Below are 15,877 nucleotides of genomic sequence, written 5' to 3'. Positions count from 1 at the left end.
CGCTTATTTCGCGGCGCGCTCCTTCTCGATCAGGTGCTCGGCGACCTTGAGGGTCTGCTCCGGGCCGCCCGAGGAGCTGATGTCGAAGCGGTACTTGCCGTTGACCACCAGGGTCGGTACGCCAGTGATCTGGTAAGCCATGGCCAGCTTCTTGGCTTTCTCCATCTGGCCTTTGACCGCGAAGGAGTTGTAGGCCTTGAGGAAGGCGTCCTTGTCCACACCCTGGCCAGCGAGGAACTCAGCCATCTCCTCCGGGGTAGCGAGCTTCTTGCCTTCCTTGTGGATGGCATCGAACACGGCCTTGTGGACCTGTTGCTCGACTTTCATGCTTTCGAGGGTGATGAAGAGCTGGCCATGGACATTCCACAGGCCGCCGAACATAGCGGGGATGCGCACGAAGTTGACGTCTTCCGGCAGTTTTTCGGCCCAGGGATTGAGGGTCGGTTCGAACTGGTAGCAGTGCGGGCAGCCGTACCAGAACAGCTCCACCACTTCGATCTTGCCGGGAACCGCCACCGGAACCGGGCTGTTCAGTTCGACATACTGCTTGCCAGCCTCGATGTCGTCAGCCTGGACGGCGCTCATGCCCAGCAGGCTTGCGCCAGCAAGAACGGCGGAAAGAATCAGGTTACGCATGCTTCACTCCTTGAGGGGTAATGGGGCCGCGAAGGCCATGTTTCGACCTGCGGCGACACAGCGGGTTCCGGCCATTGTAGCGGCCCGAAGAATGAAAAAGGGTGGCCTAAGCCACCCTCTTTCAGATTCCAGACAACGGGTCTCAGTGCAGACCCTGGATGTAGCTGGATACCGCTTCGATGTCCTTGTTGCTCAGCTTGGCAGCGATGCCGCGCATGATCATGCTGTCGCCATCGTTGGTGCGGTTGCCTTCGCGGAAATCGGTCAGCTGCTTGGCCACGTACTGAGCGTGCTGGCCACCCAGGTGCGGGAAGCCGGCAGCCGCGTTGCCGGAGCCGTCGGGAGCGTGGCAGCCGGTGCAGGCGGGCATGCCCTGATCCAGCTTGCCGCCACGGAAGAGCGCTTCACCACGGGCGACGACTTTCGGATCGGCTGCGCCGACGCTGCCCTTCTGACTGGAGAAGTAGGCGGCGATGTCAGCCAGGTCCTGGTCGCTGAGGTTGTTCAGCAGGCCGGTCATTTCCAGCACGGTACGGTTACCGGCCTTGATGTCCTTCATCTGCTTGAGCAGGTAGCGCTCGCCCTGGCCAGCCAGTTTCGGGAAGTTCGGGGCAGCGCTGTTGCCGTCCGGGCCATGGCAGGCACCACAAACTGCGGCCTTGGCCTGACCAGCCTTGGCGTCGCCTGCGGCGTGGGCCATGCCGGTGATGCCCAGGGTCAACAGCAGACTCACGATTACTTTGTTCATCAGCTAATCCAACTACGGCTAAAGGGTAAAGGTGTTATGCACCGGGCTACTTTATTGGCTCATCCATTGGATGACGGCCTTGTAGTCCTCGGCACTGCAATCCATGCACAGGCCTTTCGGCGGCATGGCGTTCAAACCATTGGTGACGCTCTGTACCAGAGTGTCCATGCCCTTGGCCAGGCGCGGTTCCCAGGCAGCCTTGTCGCCCTTCTTCGGCGCCATCGGCAGCTGACCAGTATGACAGGCGCCGCAGGCCCGGTTGAAAACCGCTTCCGGATCCTGGGCCGCTTGCGCGACGAAGGACAGCGCCGCAAGGCTAGCAGCGAGCAGTACTTTCTTCATGATCAACCTCATCGGGGGGCTTCGCCGCGCATTCTGTCGTGCGTCGGTCATTGCCGTGGACACTAGACCCTGGGGGATAAAGCGCACACTAAATCTGCGGCATTATATACTGGCGATGCATAAACGGAAACGAAACCGCCCTATGCGACACCGCGTCGCACCCCTGGATCCCCAATGTCATCGAAGAACCCGATTCTCGGCCTGTGCCAACAAGCCCGCTTCCTCATCAGTGCCGCCAAGGTCGACCAGTGCCCGCCGGATAGCGGCCTGGAAGTGGCTTTTGCCGGGCGTTCCAACGCCGGCAAGTCCAGCGCGCTGAACACCCTGACCCACGCCAGCCTGGCGCGCACTTCGAAAACCCCGGGTCGCACCCAGCTGCTGAACTTCTTCTCTCTGGACGAAGAACGTCGCCTGGTGGACCTGCCGGGCTACGGCTACGCCAAGGTGCCGATCCCCCTCAAGCAACACTGGCAGCATCACCTGGAGGCCTACCTCAGCAGCCGCGAAAGTCTCGCCGGGCTGATCCTGATGATGGACATCCGTCACCCGCTGACCGACTTCGACCGCCTGATGCTGGATTGGTCCAGCGCGGGCAACATGCCCCTGCACATCCTGCTGACCAAGGCCGACAAGCTGGCTTTTGGTGCAGCGAAGAACGCCCTTTTGAAGGTGCGCCAGGAAATCCGCAAGGGTTGGGGCGAAGGTGTGAGCATCCAGCTGTTCTCCGCGCCCAAGCGCCAGGGCATCGAAGAAGCCCACGCCGTGCTCGCGCACTGGCTGCAGTTGGACCTGCAGGACGACGAAGCCGAAGCCGAAGCCTGAATTGCGGGCAAAAAAAACCCCGGACTTCGTATGGGGAGGGGGAAGTTCGGGGTCTAAGTCTGAACCGCTAGGGCGGGGTTCAGATATCTGCCAACACTAAACACAGCAAAAGGAGCATCGAAAGGCTTCACCAGCCATTCATGTTTGTGACTCCCCCGATTCGCAGAAAGTTCAGACTTCTTTAAAAAACACTTTGCTATCAAAAAAATCTGCTTATTCGATCAGGAAATAAGCACCTGTTTCACTGCTGATACAGAACCCCGCCCAGAAGGCGCACTCAGTGCGCCTCATCCCAGTTGTCACCTACGCCCACTTCCACTACCAGCGGCACATCCAGCTCGGCCGCATCGCTCATGAGCGGACGAATCTGTTCGCTCACCTGCGCCACCAGGTCCTCGCGCACTTCCAGCACGAGTTCGTCGTGAACCTGCAGGATGACGCGGGCGTCCAGGCCGCTTGCCTGCAGCCAATCGTCCACGGCAACCATCGCGCGCTTCATGATGTCCGCCGCGGTGCCCTGCATCGGTGCGTTGATCGCGGTGCGCTCGGCGCCCTTGCGCATGGCCTGGTTCTTGGAGTGGATTTCCGGCAAGTAAAGGCGACGGCCGAACAACGTCTCGACGAAGCCCTGCTGCGCGGCCTGCTCGCGGGTGCGCTCCATATAGGCCAGCACGCCGGGGTAACGGGCGAAGTAGCGGTCGATGTAGGCCTGGGCCTCCTTGCGCTCGACGCCGATCTGCTTGGCCAGGCCGAAGGCGCTCATGCCGTAGATCAGGCCGAAGTTGATCGCCTTGGCACTGCGTCGCTGGTTGTTGCTGACTTCCTCCAACGCTACGCCGAACACTTCGGATGCGGTGGCACGGTGCACGTCGCGATCATGGCGGAAGGCGTCCAGCAGGCCTTCGTCCTTGGCCAGGTGGGCCATGATGCGCAGCTCGATCTGCGAGTAGTCCGCCGCCAGCAGCTTGTAGCCCTTGGGCGCTACGAAGGCCTGGCGGATACGCCGCCCCTCGGCGGTGCGGATCGGGATGTTCTGCAGGTTCGGGTCGGTGGACGACAGGCGCCCGGTAGCCGCCACCGCCTGGTGGTAGGACGTGTGGATGCGCCCGGTACGCGGGTTGATCTGCTCCGGGAGCTTGTCGGTGTAGGTGCTCTTGAGTTTGCTCAGGGAGCGGTACTGCATGATCACCTTGGGCAGCTCGTAATCCTGCTCGGCGAGATCGGCAAGCACGTTCTCGGCGGTGGAAGGCTGGCCAGTAGCCGTCTTGGCCAGCACCGGCAGGCCGAGCTTTTCATAAAGGATGGCGCCGAGCTGCTTGGGCGAACCGAGGTTGAACTCCTGTCCGGCCAGGTCATAGGCCTGGCGCTCCAGCGCCACCATCTTCTCGCCCAGTTCCAGACTCTGCTGGCCCAGCAATTTGCCGTCGACGTAAGCGCCGTTGCGCTCGATGCGCGCCAGCACCGGCACCAGCGGCATCTCGATTTCCTTCAGCACCCTGGCCAGGGACGGGATAGCCTCCAGCTTCTGCCAGAGGGTCTGGTGCAGGCGCAGGGTGACGTCCGCGTCCTCGGCCGCATAGGGCCCGGCCTGCTCGATGGCGATCTGGTCGAAGGTGAGCTGCTTCGCGCCCTTGCCAGCGATGTCCTCGAAGCGGATGGTGCTGTGGCCCAAGTACTTGAGGGCCAGGCTATCCATGTCGTGGCGGGTCGCGGTGGAGTCCAGCACATAGGACTCGAGCATGGTGTCGAAGGCGATGCCCTGCACGGCGATGGGGGTGGAGGCATTGGCCAGGACGTTCATGTCGTACTTGGCATGCTGGCCAACCTTGGCTTTGGCCGGGTCCTCCAGGAGCGGCTTGAGGGCCTTGAGCACGGCGTCACGGTCAAGTTGTTCCGGCACGCCCATGTAGCTGTGGGCCAAGGGCACGTAGGCTGCCTCGCCGGCTTCAACCGAGAAGGACACGCCCACGACCTGGGCCTGCTGGGCGTCGAGGCTGGTGGTCTCGGTGTCGAAGGCGAACAGGGAGGCGGCTTCCAGCTTCTTCAGCCAGGCGTCGAACTGAGCCTGTTCGAGCACGACCTCGTAGCGCTTCTCGACCTCGGCGGCCGGTGCTGGCTCCAGCACCAGCTGCTCGCCGCTGGATTTTGCCTGGCGTTGCAGGTCGTCCAGCCCGGTCTTGAATTCCAGGGTGCGATACAGCTCGGCCAGGGTTTCGCGGTCTGGCTCGCCGGGGTGCAAAGCATCGATTTCGATATTCAGTTCAACATCGCATTTGATGGTGGCGAGCTTGTAGGACAGGTAGGCCATGTCCTTGTGCTCTTCGAGCTTCGCCGGCAGGCCCTTGGCGCCGCGGATCGGCAGTTCGGGTACTTTTTCCAGGCTGGCGTAGAGCACATCGAGGCCGCCACCGACGCCGGTGAGCAGGCCGAGGGCGGTTTTCTCGCCGACGCCGGGCACGCCCGGAATGTTGTCGACCTTGTCCCCCATCAGCGCCAGGTAGTCGATGATGAGTTCAGGACCGACACCGAATTTCTCCTTCACGCCATCCACGTCCAGCGTGCTACCGGTCATGGTGTTGACCAGCGTAATGTGCCCGTCGACCAACTGCGCCATGTCCTTGTCGCCCGTGGAGATCACCACCGGGCGGCCACCCGCCGCGCTCTGCCTGGCCAGGGTGCCGATCACGTCGTCGGCTTCCACGCCTTCCACGCAGAGCAGCGGCAGGCCAAGGGCGCGCACGCTGGCGTGCAGCGGTTCTACCTGCACCCGCAGTTCGTCCGGCATCGAGGGGCGATTGGCCTTGTACTCAGCGAACATCTCGTCGCGGAACGTGCCGCCCTTGGCGTCGAATACCACCGCGAAGGGGCTGTCCGGATACTGCCGACGCAGGCTCTTGAGCATGTTCAGCACGCCTTTGACCGCGCCCGTGGGCAGGCCGGCTGAAGTGGTCAGCGGCGGCAGGGCATGGAAGGCGCGATACAGGTAGGAGGATCCGTCCACCAGGACGAGGGGGGCTTGGCTCATGCGTGAATTCAACCTTTATTCACCGGACCCGAAGTAGAATGGACCGATCATTGACGAGAAGGGACAAGGTTACCATGCGCGCACTGAACCGCCTTTTGCTGGCCAGCCTGCTGGCCATCGCTCCAGTCGCCACGTTCGCCGCTGATGAGCCGTCCGCCGAGCCGGACGTCACCATCCGCCAGGAAGGCGACAAGACCATCCAGGAATACCGCGTCAACGGTTTCCTGTACGCCATCAAGGTGACGCCGAAGAACGGCAAGCCGTACTTCCTGGTCCGCGCCGATGGCGAAAGCAATTATGTCCGCTCGGACAACCCCGACATGCTCATCCCCGCGTGGGAAATCTTCAGCTGGTAGCGCACGCAACCCCGTAACAAGGTAGTCCAATGTCCGTATTCACTCCGCTCGAACGTCCGGAACTCGAAGCATTCCTCGCCCCCTACGGGCTTGGCCGGCTGAAGGATTTCCAGGGCATTGCCGAAGGCTCCGAGAACAGCAACTTCTTCGTCAGTCTGGAGCGGGGTGAATTCGTACTGACCCTGGTGGAGCGTGGTCCCAGCCACGACCTGCCATTCTTCATCGAGCTGCTCGATGTGCTCCACGAAGCGGACCTGCCGGTCCCATTCGCCCTGCGCACCGAGGCGGGAGAAGCCCTGCGCGAACTCGCCGGCAAGCCGGCGCTGCTGCAACCGCGCCTACCGGGCAAGCATGTGCACCAGCCCAATGCCCACCATTGCGCGGAAGTCGGCGCGTTGCTGGCCCGCCTGCACCTGGCAACGCGCGAGCGCGTGCTGGAGCGCAAGAGCGATCGCGGCCTGGACTGGATGCTCAAAGAAGGCCCCTCGCTGGCGCTGCAACTGGACGACACGGCCCTGCCGTTGCTGCGTGATGCGCTGCGGGAAATCGGTGAAGTGAAAGAGCGTTTCCTCGCCCTCCCGCGCGCCAACCTGCACGCCGATCTGTTCAAGGACAACGCGCTGTTCGACGGTACTCACCTGTCCGGAGTGATCGACTTCTACAACGCCTGCTCCGGGCCGATGCTCTACGACCTGGCGATCTGCCTGAACGATTGGTGTTCCGATGCCGATGGCCATCTCGACAAATCGCTCGCCCGCGCGCTGCTGGCGGCCTATGCGGCCTTACGCCCCTTCACCGCCGCCGAGGCCGAGCTCTGGCCGACCGCCCTGCGCATCGCCTGTGTCCGCTTCTGGCTGTCGCGCCTGATCGCCGCCAATGCCTTCGCCGGGCAGGACGTGCTGATCCACGACCCCAATGTGTTCCAGCTGCGGCTGGCGCAGCGGCAGAAGGTGGAGTTGCCGCTGCCGTTTGCGCTCTGAACCAGGCTCCTGGGTAGGGTGCGCCGCGCGCACCGATGCTCTTGGCGGTGTTCCCGGTGCGCACAGCGCACCCTACGGACAATCCCTGTCACCGGGCAGATCCATCAGCAGCCCGATCCGGCTCACCCGCACTTCGAATGCCCGCAGTTCAGGCACGTCGCGCAGCCATCCATCTGCACCACCGCCTGAGTGTTGCACTTGCCGCATAGCTGGGCGCCGGGCGGGAATCCCTCACCAGGTTCCGCTTTCGAGGTGCCCAGGCTAGCCTCGTAGGCAGCGCGCTTCTCGGCGAGGTAGAGCTTGTGCTCCTCATCCAGCTTCTGGCCCTCCATCAACCCGATCGCCACCAGATGTCGCTCCAGCACGGCGCCGATCTCGGCCACCAGTGACGGCATGTAGACGCCGCCGCGCTTGAGATAACCGCCTCGCGGATCGAACACCGCCTTCAGCTCTTCCACCAGGAAGGTGCAGTCGCCCCCCTTGCGAAAGACCGCCGACATGATGCGGGTAAGGGCGACGATCCACTGGAAGTGCTCCATGCCCTTGGAGTTGATGAAGATCTCGAAGGGCCGACGCTGCTCGAAGGCGGTGCCCGGGTTGAGCACGATGTCGTTGATGGTTACGTAGAGCGCGTGCTCGAACAGGGGCGACTTGATCTTGTAAGTCGCGCCGACCAACGTTTCCGGACGCTGCAGTGTCTCGTCCATCTGCACCACGGCGGCCGCTTCCTCGGCGGCCTTGCGGGCCTTCTCCTGGTCCAGGTCGACCAGGCTGAAACCCTTGATCTTCTTCTCGATCTTGATGGTCATGACGGCCTCCGGGCGTTCAGTACCTGCCGTAATAGCCTTCTTTCAGCGCGTCGAAGAGGTTGGCGGCGGTGTGCACCTCGCCGTCGTACTCCACTTCTTCGTTGCCACGCAGTTCCACCAGCGTGCCGTCCTCCAGTTCGAAGCGGTAGACGGTCCTCTCCAAGTCCGAGTCCTTTACCAGAACGCCCTGGAAGGCGGCCGGGTTGAAGCGGAAGGTTGTGCAGCCCTTGAGTCCCTGCCGCCAAGCCTGGAGGTAGATGTCCTTGAAATCGTCGAACCGAAAATCCGTGGGCACGTTGGCAGTCTTGGAGATGGACGAGTCGATCCAGCGCTGCGCCGCCGCCTGCATGTCCACATGCTCCGCCGGACTGATGTCGTCGGCGCTGACGAAATAGTCCGGCAGGCGCTGCACCGGATGATCGGCATCGGGCCGCGCCTGGGCGTTGACCAGCGCGCGGTACGCCAGCAGCTCGTAGCTACAGACGTCGATCTTCTCCTTGGTCTTGCGCCCGGGGCGGATCAGGTTGCGCGAATACTGGTGGGCGTAGCTCGGCTCGATGCCGTTCGAGGCGTTGTTGGCCAGGCTCAGGCTGATGGTGCCGGTGGGCGCGATGGAGCTGTGATGGGTGAAGCGCGCGCCCACTTCGGCCAGCTCGGCCACCAGCTCCGGCGCATGCTCGGCGATGCGCTGCATATAGCGGGAGTAGCGCGCATGCAGGACGCGGCCGGGCACCCGGTCACCTACCTTGTAGCCGTCATCCGCCATTTCCGGCCGCTTGCGCAGCATGCCGGCGGTCACCTCGTAGTCCTGGGTCAGGATCGGCGCCGGACCTTTCTCCCGCGCCAGCTCCAACGCAACCTGCCAACCGGCCAGGGCCATTTCCCGCGCCACCTCTTCGGTGAACACACAGGCCTCGGTGCTGCCATAGCGCAGCCCCAGCAGCGCAAGGGCAGAGCCCAACCCCAGGAATCCCATGCCGTGCCGGCGCTTGCCGAGGATTTCCTCGCGCTGTCGAGCAAGCGGCAAGCCGTTCACTTCCACCACGTTGTCGAGCATCCGGGTGAATACCCGCACCACCGCGCGGAAGCGCTCCCAGTCGAAATGCGCCTCGTCGGTGAACGGGTCCTCGACGAAGGCCGTGAGATTGATCGAGCCCAGCAGGCAGGAGCCATAAGGGGGAAGTGGCTGCTCCCCGCACGGATTGGTGGCGCGGATCGCCTCGCACCACCAGTTGTTGTTCAGCTCGTTGACCCGGTCGATGAGGATGAAGCCCGGCTCGGCGAAATCGTAGGTGGACACCATGATCGTGTCCCAGAGGTGCCGGGCCTGGACGCGCCCATAGACCTTGCAGGCCACCAGGCCGTCTTCGCGGACGATGTAACCGTCGTGCACAGGCCAGTCACGCCAGATCACCTGGGTCGGATCGCCGAAGTCCAGCTCGTCCCGTTCCTTCGGGTGTACCGGATAGAGCAGCGGCCATTCGGTGTCGTTCTCCACAGCGTGCATGAAGGCATCGCTGACCAGCAGGCTGAGGTTGAACTGGCGCAGGCGTCCGTCCTCGCGCTTGGCGCGGATGAACTCGCGCACGTCCGGATGGCAAACGTCGAAGGTGCCCATCTGCGCCCCGCGGCGGCCACCGGCGGAGCTCACGGTGAAGCACATCTTGTCGTAGATATCCATGAAGGACAGCGGCCCGCTGGTCTGTGCGCCGGCGCCGGAGACATACGCTCCGCGTGGGCGCAGGGTGCTGAATTCGTAGCCGATGCCGCAGCCGGCCTTGAGCGTCAAACCGGCTTCATGGACCTTGCCGAGGATGTCGTCCATGGAGTCGAGGATAGTGCCGGAGACGGTGCAATTGATGGTGGATGTAGCCGGCTTGAAGTCCTGGGCGCCGGCGTTGGAGATGATCCGGCCGGCGGGGATAGCACCGTTGCGCAGGGCCCAGAGGAAGCGTTCGTACCAGTGCTCGCGAACCGCGGCATCGGCTTCCACCTCGGACAAGGCGCGCGCCACGCGCTGCCAGGTAGCGTCCGGGGTGAGATCGAGGGGCGTGCCGTCCTTGTGCTTGAGACGGTATTTGCTGTCCCAGATATCCTCCGACGCCGCCTGCAAGGCGATGCCATGATTGCCCTGGACCTGCTTGGGCGTTCCCGTTCTGGCCATCCGCTGCCCTCCTGCAATGAAGAGTCCAGACTAGTCCGACCACGAATGCCGGCCGCTGATTCACATCAAGCGGCCCGCGGCCCCTCTCTCACATTAGCAGTCCGTGCGGGATCGCCCGTAGGGTGCGCCATGCGCACCGGGCGAAGCCCAAGCGTGTATAGCGAGTTGGTGCGCGCAGCGCATCCTACAGTCGGGATCAGAGCGCCTCCAGGCACCCCGCCAGGCCGTCTCCCAGGTTCTGCAGCAGCGTCTCGTACCCATTGGCGGCAACCGGCGCGTTCATGCCCAGGGCATCCAGTTCGGCCATGCGCACCGAAAGGCCCGCCGTCAGCGTGTCGGCCAGGCGAGGGCGCACCGGCGGTTCGCTGAACACGCAGCTCGGACCGGCCTTCTGCAGGCGCTCGCGCATGGCGGCGACGTGGCGGGCACCGGGCTGCACTTCGCTGGCGACGCTGAACACACCGGCGTGACGCAGGCCGTAGGCGGACTCGAAATAGTCGAAGGCTTCGTGGAAGACGAAGAACGGCTTTCCGGCGACCTTGGCCATGCGCGCCTTCAGGCGGGTGTCGAGCTGGTCGAGGCGGCCTTCAAAGGCCTTCAGGTTGGCTTGGTAGCGGGCGGCGTTGGCCGGGTCGGCGGTAGCGAGATCGGCAGCCATGCGTGCGGCGATCACCCGTGCGTTGGCCGGGAGCAGCCAGAGGTGCGAGTCGATGGTGCCGGGGCGATGGTCATGGTCGTGCTCGTGTTCGTCGTGCTCGCCTTCGTGCTCATCGTGCAGCGCCTCGAAGTGGCGCAGGGTCAGGCCCGGTTCACCTTGCAGTGCCACGCTGGGCTTGTCACGGCCCTGCAGCACGCGGGGCAGGAAGCCTTCCAGGTCAGGGCCGACCCAGTAGAACAGGTCCGCCTCGCGTACCCGGCGCACATCGGACGGGCGCAAGGCGTACTGGTGTGGCGAAGCGCCCGGAGGCAGCAGCACATCCGGCTGGCCCGCGCCGTCCTGCACCGCGGCAGCGATCAGTTGCAGCGGCTTGATGCTGGTCAAAAGGCGCACATCGGCCTGCGCCGACAGGGCACAGGCGCTGAGGAACAGGGAGACGAATAGACGGAACACGGCACAGACTCGGCGGGAAAAGAGTTATAGAATAACGTCTCTTTCACCAGACGTCGCCGCCGCCATGCTCAAGCCGATCAGCGCAAAAGCCCCCCTGGCCTGCCGCCCTCATGACCATTCCCACTGCGTGTCCAACGCCCTGGCCGAGGCTGAGGCCATCTGCAGTCGCCATGGCCTGCGCCTGACCGCGCTGCGCAAGCGCGTGCTGGAACTCGTCTGGCAGAGCCACAAACCGCTGGGCGCCTACGACATCCTTGGCGTGCTGACGGAAGAAGACGGTCGTCGCGCGGCGCCGCCCACCGTCTATCGCGCCCTGGACTTCCTCCTGGACAACGGCCTGGTGCACCGCATCGCCTCGCTCAACGCCTTCGTCGGCTGCAACCACCCGGGCGAGTCCCACCAGGGGCAGTTCCTCATCTGCCGCAATTGCCAAACGGCCATCGAGCTGGAGCAGTCGAGCATCAGCCAGGCCATCGTCGACAGCGCCAAGTCCGTCGGCTTCGTCGTTGAAGGCCAGACCGTCGAAGTCGTCGGTCTCTGTGCCAGCTGCCAGGTGGCTGCATGAGCGACGTCCTGATCCGCCTCGACAAGATCGGCGTCGACTTCGCGGGCCAGCCAGTGTTGCAGGACGTGCACCTCGCGGTGAAGGCAGGGGAAATCGTCACCCTGATCGGCCCCAACGGCGCCGGCAAGACCACCCTGGTGCGCACCGTCCTCGGCCTGCTCAAGCCGGACAAGGGCGAGGTCTGGCGCAAGCCGCGCCTGCATATCGGCTACATGCCGCAGAAGCTCCAGGTGGACGCGACCTTGCCACTCACCGTGCTGCGTTTCCTGCGCCTGGTGCCGGGTGTCGACCGCAAGGCCGCAATCGCTGCGCTGGATGAAGTAGGGGCCGCCCAGGTGATCGACAGCCCGCTGCAGAACATTTCCGGCGGCGAGTTGCAGCGCGTGCTGCTGGCCCGCGCCCTGCTGCGCGAGCCCGAGCTGCTGGTGCTGGACGAGCCGGTGCAGGGCGTCGATGTCGCCGGCCAGGCCGAGCTCTACCGCCTGATCAGCCGTCTGCGCGACCGCCATGGCTGCGGCGTGCTGATGGTCTCCCACGACCTTCACCTGGTGATGAGCGCCACCGACCAGGTGGTCTGCCTGAACCGCCACGTCTGCTGCTCCGGCCACCCGGAGCAGGTCAGCGGCGACCCGGCCTTCGTCGAGCTGTTCGGCCAGGATGCCAAGAGCCTCGCGGTCTATCACCACCATCACGACCACGCCCACGACCTGCATGGCGAGGTGGTGAAGCAACCTTTCCCCAACGGCACCCGTTTCACTCCTGTCCACCAGCACGGCCCCGACTGCAACCATGGCTGATTTCCTGCTCAACGCACTGCTCGCCGGCCTCGCCCTCGCCCTGGTGGCCGGTCCGCTCGGTTCCTTCGTGGTCTGGCGGCGCATGGCCTACTTTGGCGACACCCTGTCCCACGCCGCACTGCTCGGCGTGGCCCTCGGCCTGATGCTGGACGTCAGCCCCACCCTGGCGGTGACCGTCGGCTGCGTGCTGCTCGCCGTGCTGCTGGTGACCCTGCAACAACGCCAGCCGCTGGCCTCGGACACGCTGCTGGGCATCCTCGCCCACAGCACGCTGTCCCTGGGCCTGGTGGTGCTGAGCTTCATGAGCGAGGTGCGCATCGACTTGATGGGCTACCTCTTCGGCGACCTGCTGGCGGTCAGCCGCACGGACCTCGCCTGGATTCTCGGCGGCAGTGCGCTGGTGCTGCTGGTGCTGATCCCGATGTGGCGGCCGCTGCTGGCGATCACCGTGCACGAGGAACTGGCGCGGGTGGAAGGCCTGCCGGTCGCGGCCATCCGCCTCGCCCTGATGCTGCTGATCGCCATCGTCATCGCCGTCGCCATGAAGATCGTCGGCGTGCTGCTGATCACTTCGCTGCTGATCGTTCCGGCCGCCGCCGCCCAGCGCCATGCGCGCAGCCCCGAGCAGATGGCCCTGGGCGCCAGCCTGCTGGGTCTGGTGGCGGTCTGTGCGGGCCTGGCGTTGTCCTGGTTCAAGGACACCCCGGCCGGCCCATCCATCGTTGTCTCCGCCGCCAGCCTGTTCCTCTTCAGCTTTGCCCTGCCGCGACGCGCTTGAGATCAGCGAGCACCAACGCGGCGGCCTTCTCCGCAATCATCAAGGTCGGTGAGCAGGTGTTGCCGGAGACGATTTCCGGCATCACCGAGGCGTCGGCAATGCGCAACCCCGGAATGCCGTGAACCTTCAGCTCGGCGTCCACCACAGCGTCCCGATCCTGCCCCATGCGGCAGGTGCCTACCGGGTGAAAGATGGTGGTGCCGATATGGCCCGCCGCCTCCTGCAACTCCTCTTCGCTCTGCAATGCCGGGCCCGGCAGGTATTCCTCCGGCCGATAGCGCGCCAACGCGTGTGCGGCGGCGATGCGCCGGGTCAGGCGAATGGCATCGGCGGCAACCCGCAGGTCCTCGGCATCACTCAGGTAGTTGGGTTGGATCAACGGTGCGGCCCGATGGTCGACAGAGCGGATATCCACCCGGCCACGACTCTGTGGACGCAAGTTGCACACAGACGCGGTAAAGGCGGGGAAGGGATGCAGCGGCTCCCCGAAACGCTCCAGTGACAGCGGCTGCACGTGGTATTCCAGGTTCGCCCTGGCCTGCTCGGGACCTGATCGCACGAAGGCGCCCAGCTGGCTCGGCGCCATAGCCAGCGGACCGCTGCGCGTGGCGAGATAACGCAACCCCATGCCCAGCTTGCCGCGCAGACTGCCGGCGAGGTGGTTGAGGGTCGGCACCCCGGACACCTTGAAGATCAGGCGCAATTGCAGGTGGTCCTGAAGGTTGCCGCCCACGCCGGCCAGTTCGTGGCGCACGCCGATGCCCAGGCGCTCCAGCAACGGCCGCGGACCTATTCCAGAGCGCTGCAGCAACATCGGCGACCCCACGGCGCCGGCACTGAGGATCACTTCGCGGCGTGCGCGGAACTCCTGCTGCAGGCCTTCCCAGCGTCCGATCACACCCACCGCACGGCCCTGCTCCAGCAGTACGCGGTCCACTTCCACGCCCGTGCGGACAGTCAGGTTCGGCCGGTGCAGCACAGGGCGCAGGAAACCCTTGGAGGCATTCCAGCGCACGCCATTACGCTGGTTCACCTGGAAGTAGCCGCAGCCTTCGTTGTCGCCGGTGTTGAAATCGTCCACCGGTGCGATCCCGCATTCGCCAGCGGCCAGCCGGAAGGCGTCGAGGATTTCCCAGGACAGGCGCTGGCGTTCGACCCGCCACTCGCCGGCATCGTTGTGGAATTCGCTGGAACCGCCGAAATGGCTTTCGCTCCTGAGGAACAGGGGCAGCACGTCCTTCCAGCTCCAGCCCGCATTGCCGAGTGCCTCCCAGCGATCGTAGTCGGCAGCCTGGCCGCGCATGTAGATCATCCCGTTGATCGAGGAGCTGCCGCCCAGCACCCGACCGCGCGGGTAACCCAGGCTGCGGCCATGCAGGCCGGGCTCCGCCTCGGTGCGGTAGCACCAGTCGGTGCGCGGATTGCCGATGCAATAGAGGTAGCCGACAGGAATGTGGATCCAGGGATGGTTGTCACGGCCGCCGGCCTCCAGCAGCAGAACGCGCACCCGTGGGTCGGCCGAAAGCCGATTGGCCAACAGGCAACCGGCGGGGCCGGCACCGACGATGAGGTAATCGAATTCCGGGTGGGCAGCGTACATGGCAATCCTCGCCGTTCTGGTCGTCATGGCTGGCCATAGTGCAGCAGCCGCGCCACGAACTGGAGCCTGGAAAGCACCTCCAGGGCCGTTCGAATGCCTCCAGAAATGCCATCTTCGCGGCCGATTTGCCCCTACTTTTTGTCCTGAACGGTGCCGCCGTGTAGAATCGCGCGTTTTTTGAGCAATCAGAGACTTGCCGGAATGAAGCTGTTCGCCACTCGTTGCCTGCCTGTTGTCGCTTTTTCCCTGCTGCTGGCTGCCTGCCAGACCGCCCAGCAAGTGGCCGACGTGCCAACGGACGCACTCGTGAGCAGCTTTCAGCATCTCGACCGGGACCTCGCCGAAGGCAAGCTCACGGAAGCGGAGGCCCGCCTCGAGGCGCTCGAGACCAGCGCAGCCGGTGACACCCGACTTGAGCAGTACCAGCGCCAGCTCGCCGACGCCTGGTTGCAGCGCGGCCAGACCGCCTTGCAAGAAGGCGACCTGGACAACGCCGCCAAGGCCCTCAGCCATGCCCGCAGCCTGATGCCCCAGGCACCGGCCCTGACCACCGGCCTGGACGGCGCCATCGACAAGGCCCGTGAAGACGCCGAAGCCCGCGCTGAGCAAACCCGCCGTGCCAGCGAGGCCGCAGCCGCCAAGGAAAACGCCGCGCGCCTGGAACAGGCCCGTCAGCTGCGCGAAGCCGCCGAGCGCCAGGCTGCCGCCATCCAGGCGAATGCCACGCTGCCCAACGCCCCCGAGGGAGAAAAACCCGTCGTCCAGGCCGCCAAACCGCTGCGCGCCCTGACGCCGCTGGTGGAAATGCCCCAACTCGACCGTGACGACAACGAGAACTTGCGCCGCCTGCTGGACGGCGTGGCCGCCGATATCGTCGCCCACGATTGCGCCGTGCAAATCCAGGTGCGTGAGGCCAAGGACTATCCCTGGGTCGCCGCGCTGTTGTCGGCTCGGGTGAAAAAGCTCGATCCCGGCTTCAAGGCGCAGTACAGCCAGGCCCTGAAGCCCGACCAGGTGCCGCGCCTGGTGCTCAGCCCCCGCCACTGAACACCCCCGGTTGATGGCGACTAGACTGGACGAAGTCCGCCTGTCGCTTATTCCCCATTGCTATAGCCATAGGTCCACAAAGATTTTCTGCGCCTAT

15 protein-coding genes are annotated in these 15,877 nt (G+C 64.7%); 7 read left to right on the top strand and 8 right to left on the bottom strand.

Features of this window, described 5'->3' with window-relative positions; genetic code table 11:
* Nucleotides 1-3 precede the first annotated feature (3 nt).
* From MnOB_RS26835 to MnOB_RS26825, 3 genes are all read right to left on the bottom strand, one after another.
* Nucleotides 4-636, bottom strand: a complete 633-nt coding sequence (locus MnOB_RS26835) for a thiol:disulfide interchange protein DsbA/DsbL (RefSeq protein WP_077527578.1) — start codon at nt 634-636, stop codon at nt 4-6.
* 142 nt (nt 637-778) lie between these two features.
* Nucleotides 779-1,384: a c-type cytochrome gene (locus MnOB_RS26830; RefSeq protein ID WP_069081423.1), complete on the bottom strand. Its 606-nt coding sequence runs from the start codon at nt 1,382-1,384 to the stop codon at nt 779-781.
* A 51-nt stretch (nt 1,385-1,435) separates the two neighbouring features.
* Nucleotides 1,436-1,726 carry a c-type cytochrome gene (locus MnOB_RS26825; RefSeq protein WP_077527577.1) on the bottom strand — a complete coding sequence of 97 codons (291 nt, stop codon included), beginning with the start codon at nt 1,724-1,726 and terminating at the stop codon, nt 1,436-1,438.
* Between the two features lie 174 nt (nt 1,727-1,900).
* On the opposite strand from MnOB_RS26825, the gene yihA reads away from it, so the two are divergent.
* A complete protein-coding gene (gene yihA / locus MnOB_RS26820) occupies nt 1,901-2,548 on the top strand; it encodes a ribosome biogenesis GTP-binding protein YihA/YsxC (protein WP_077527576.1) in 648 nt (215 codons plus the stop codon).
* A gap of 277 nt (nt 2,549-2,825) precedes the next feature.
* Here the strand turns inward: yihA and polA are convergent, their stop codons facing one another.
* Nucleotides 2,826-5,573 (bottom strand): DNA polymerase I, encoded by a 2,748-nt coding sequence (gene polA / locus MnOB_RS26815; RefSeq protein ID WP_077527575.1) that lies wholly within the window; start codon nt 5,571-5,573, stop codon nt 2,826-2,828.
* 74 nt (nt 5,574-5,647) lie between these two features.
* On the opposite strand from polA, the gene MnOB_RS26810 reads away from it, so the two are divergent.
* Together MnOB_RS26810 and MnOB_RS26805 are read left to right on the top strand one after the other, a co-directional pair.
* Nucleotides 5,648-5,929 (top strand): DUF2782 domain-containing protein, encoded by a 282-nt coding sequence (locus tag MnOB_RS26810; protein ID WP_069081419.1) that lies wholly within the window; start codon nt 5,648-5,650, stop codon nt 5,927-5,929.
* Between the two features lie 29 nt (nt 5,930-5,958).
* Nucleotides 5,959-6,909, top strand: a complete 951-nt coding sequence (locus MnOB_RS26805; RefSeq protein ID WP_077527574.1) for a homoserine kinase — start codon at nt 5,959-5,961, stop codon at nt 6,907-6,909.
* A gap of 122 nt (nt 6,910-7,031) precedes the next feature.
* Here the strand turns inward: MnOB_RS26805 and MnOB_RS26800 are convergent, their stop codons facing one another.
* The 3 genes from MnOB_RS26800 to MnOB_RS26790 form a co-directional block, all read right to left on the bottom strand.
* On the bottom strand, nt 7,032-7,718 hold the full coding sequence (locus MnOB_RS26800; RefSeq protein WP_077527573.1) for a TSCPD domain-containing protein: 687 nt from the start codon (nt 7,716-7,718) through the stop codon (nt 7,032-7,034).
* Nucleotides 7,719-7,734: 16 nt separating this feature from the next.
* Nucleotides 7,735-9,882, bottom strand: a complete 2,148-nt coding sequence (locus MnOB_RS26795) for an adenosylcobalamin-dependent ribonucleoside-diphosphate reductase (RefSeq protein WP_077527572.1) — start codon at nt 9,880-9,882, stop codon at nt 7,735-7,737.
* A 196-nt stretch (nt 9,883-10,078) separates the two neighbouring features.
* Nucleotides 10,079-10,993: a zinc ABC transporter substrate-binding protein gene (locus tag MnOB_RS26790; protein ID WP_077527571.1), complete on the bottom strand. Its 915-nt coding sequence runs from the start codon at nt 10,991-10,993 to the stop codon at nt 10,079-10,081.
* Nucleotides 10,994-11,057: 64 nt separating this feature from the next.
* Here MnOB_RS26790 and MnOB_RS26785 point away from each other — a divergent pair, with 64 nt between their 5' ends.
* From MnOB_RS26785 to znuB, 3 genes are read left to right on the top strand one after another with little or no spacing between them, the layout of a single operon-like run.
* Nucleotides 11,058-11,558, top strand: a complete 501-nt coding sequence (locus MnOB_RS26785) for a Fur family transcriptional regulator (RefSeq protein ID WP_077527570.1) — start codon at nt 11,058-11,060, stop codon at nt 11,556-11,558.
* Nucleotides 11,555-12,355 carry a zinc ABC transporter ATP-binding protein ZnuC gene (gene znuC / locus MnOB_RS26780; protein WP_077527569.1) on the top strand — a complete coding sequence of 267 codons (801 nt, stop codon included), beginning with the start codon at nt 11,555-11,557 and terminating at the stop codon, nt 12,353-12,355. The genes MnOB_RS26785 and znuC overlap by 4 nt, the downstream gene beginning before the upstream one ends.
* The gene (gene znuB, locus MnOB_RS26775; protein WP_077527568.1) at nt 12,348-13,133 is read left to right on the top strand and encodes a zinc ABC transporter permease subunit ZnuB; all 786 of its coding nucleotides are present in this window, start codon (nt 12,348-12,350) and stop codon (nt 13,131-13,133) included. Before znuC ends, znuB begins: the two co-directional genes overlap by 8 nt.
* Here znuB and MnOB_RS26770 read toward each other — a convergent pair.
* Nucleotides 13,105-14,733, bottom strand: a complete 1,629-nt coding sequence (locus MnOB_RS26770; protein ID WP_077527567.1) for a GMC family oxidoreductase — start codon at nt 14,731-14,733, stop codon at nt 13,105-13,107. The genes znuB and MnOB_RS26770 overlap by 29 nt on opposite strands.
* Nucleotides 14,734-14,934: 201 nt before the next feature.
* Here MnOB_RS26770 and MnOB_RS26765 point away from each other — a divergent pair, with 201 nt between their 5' ends.
* On the top strand, nt 14,935-15,780 hold the full coding sequence (locus MnOB_RS26765) for a PA5502 family lipoprotein (protein WP_077527566.1): 846 nt from the start codon (nt 14,935-14,937) through the stop codon (nt 15,778-15,780).
* Nucleotides 15,781-15,877: the final 97 nt, after the last annotated feature.

Origin of the sequence: Metapseudomonas resinovorans (assembly GCF_002003485.1) — a bacterium.
Lineage (GTDB): Bacteria > Pseudomonadota > Gammaproteobacteria > Pseudomonadales > Pseudomonadaceae > Metapseudomonas > Metapseudomonas resinovorans_D.
Note: the sequence above shows the minus strand (reverse complement) of the source record. Positions and strands in the feature narration are given on the sequence as shown.

Bases quoted from the DNA above. Each gene is read 5' to 3' on its own strand.
- MnOB_RS26830 (WP_069081423.1), bottom strand. From the start codon at position 1,384: ATGAACAAAGTAATCGTGAGTCTGCTGTTGACCCTGGGCATCACCGGC.
- znuC (WP_077527569.1), top strand. From the start codon at position 11,555: ATGAGCGACGTCCTGATCCGCCTCGACAAGATCGGCGTCGACTTCGCG.
- MnOB_RS26835 (WP_077527578.1), bottom strand. From the start codon at position 636: ATGCGTAACCTGATTCTTTCCGCCGTTCTTGCTGGCGCAAGCCTGCTG.
- MnOB_RS26795 (WP_077527572.1), bottom strand. From the start codon at position 9,882: ATGGCCAGAACGGGAACGCCCAAGCAGGTCCAGGGCAATCATGGCATC.
- MnOB_RS26825 (WP_077527577.1), bottom strand. From the start codon at position 1,726: ATGAAGAAAGTACTGCTCGCTGCTAGCCTTGCGGCGCTGTCCTTCGTC.
- MnOB_RS26800 (WP_077527573.1), bottom strand. From the start codon at position 7,718: ATGACCATCAAGATCGAGAAGAAGATCAAGGGTTTCAGCCTGGTCGAC.
- MnOB_RS26770 (WP_077527567.1), bottom strand. From the start codon at position 14,733: ATGTACGCTGCCCACCCGGAATTCGATTACCTCATCGTCGGTGCCGGC.
- MnOB_RS26765 (WP_077527566.1), top strand. From the start codon at position 14,935: ATGAAGCTGTTCGCCACTCGTTGCCTGCCTGTTGTCGCTTTTTCCCTG.
- polA (WP_077527575.1), bottom strand. From the start codon at position 5,573: ATGAGCCAAGCCCCCCTCGTCCTGGTGGACGGATCCTCCTACCTGTAT.
- MnOB_RS26810 (WP_069081419.1), top strand. From the start codon at position 5,648: ATGCGCGCACTGAACCGCCTTTTGCTGGCCAGCCTGCTGGCCATCGCT.
- znuB (WP_077527568.1), top strand. From the start codon at position 12,348: ATGGCTGATTTCCTGCTCAACGCACTGCTCGCCGGCCTCGCCCTCGCC.
- MnOB_RS26785 (WP_077527570.1), top strand. From the start codon at position 11,058: ATGCTCAAGCCGATCAGCGCAAAAGCCCCCCTGGCCTGCCGCCCTCAT.
- yihA (WP_077527576.1), top strand. From the start codon at position 1,901: ATGTCATCGAAGAACCCGATTCTCGGCCTGTGCCAACAAGCCCGCTTC.
- MnOB_RS26805 (WP_077527574.1), top strand. From the start codon at position 5,959: ATGTCCGTATTCACTCCGCTCGAACGTCCGGAACTCGAAGCATTCCTC.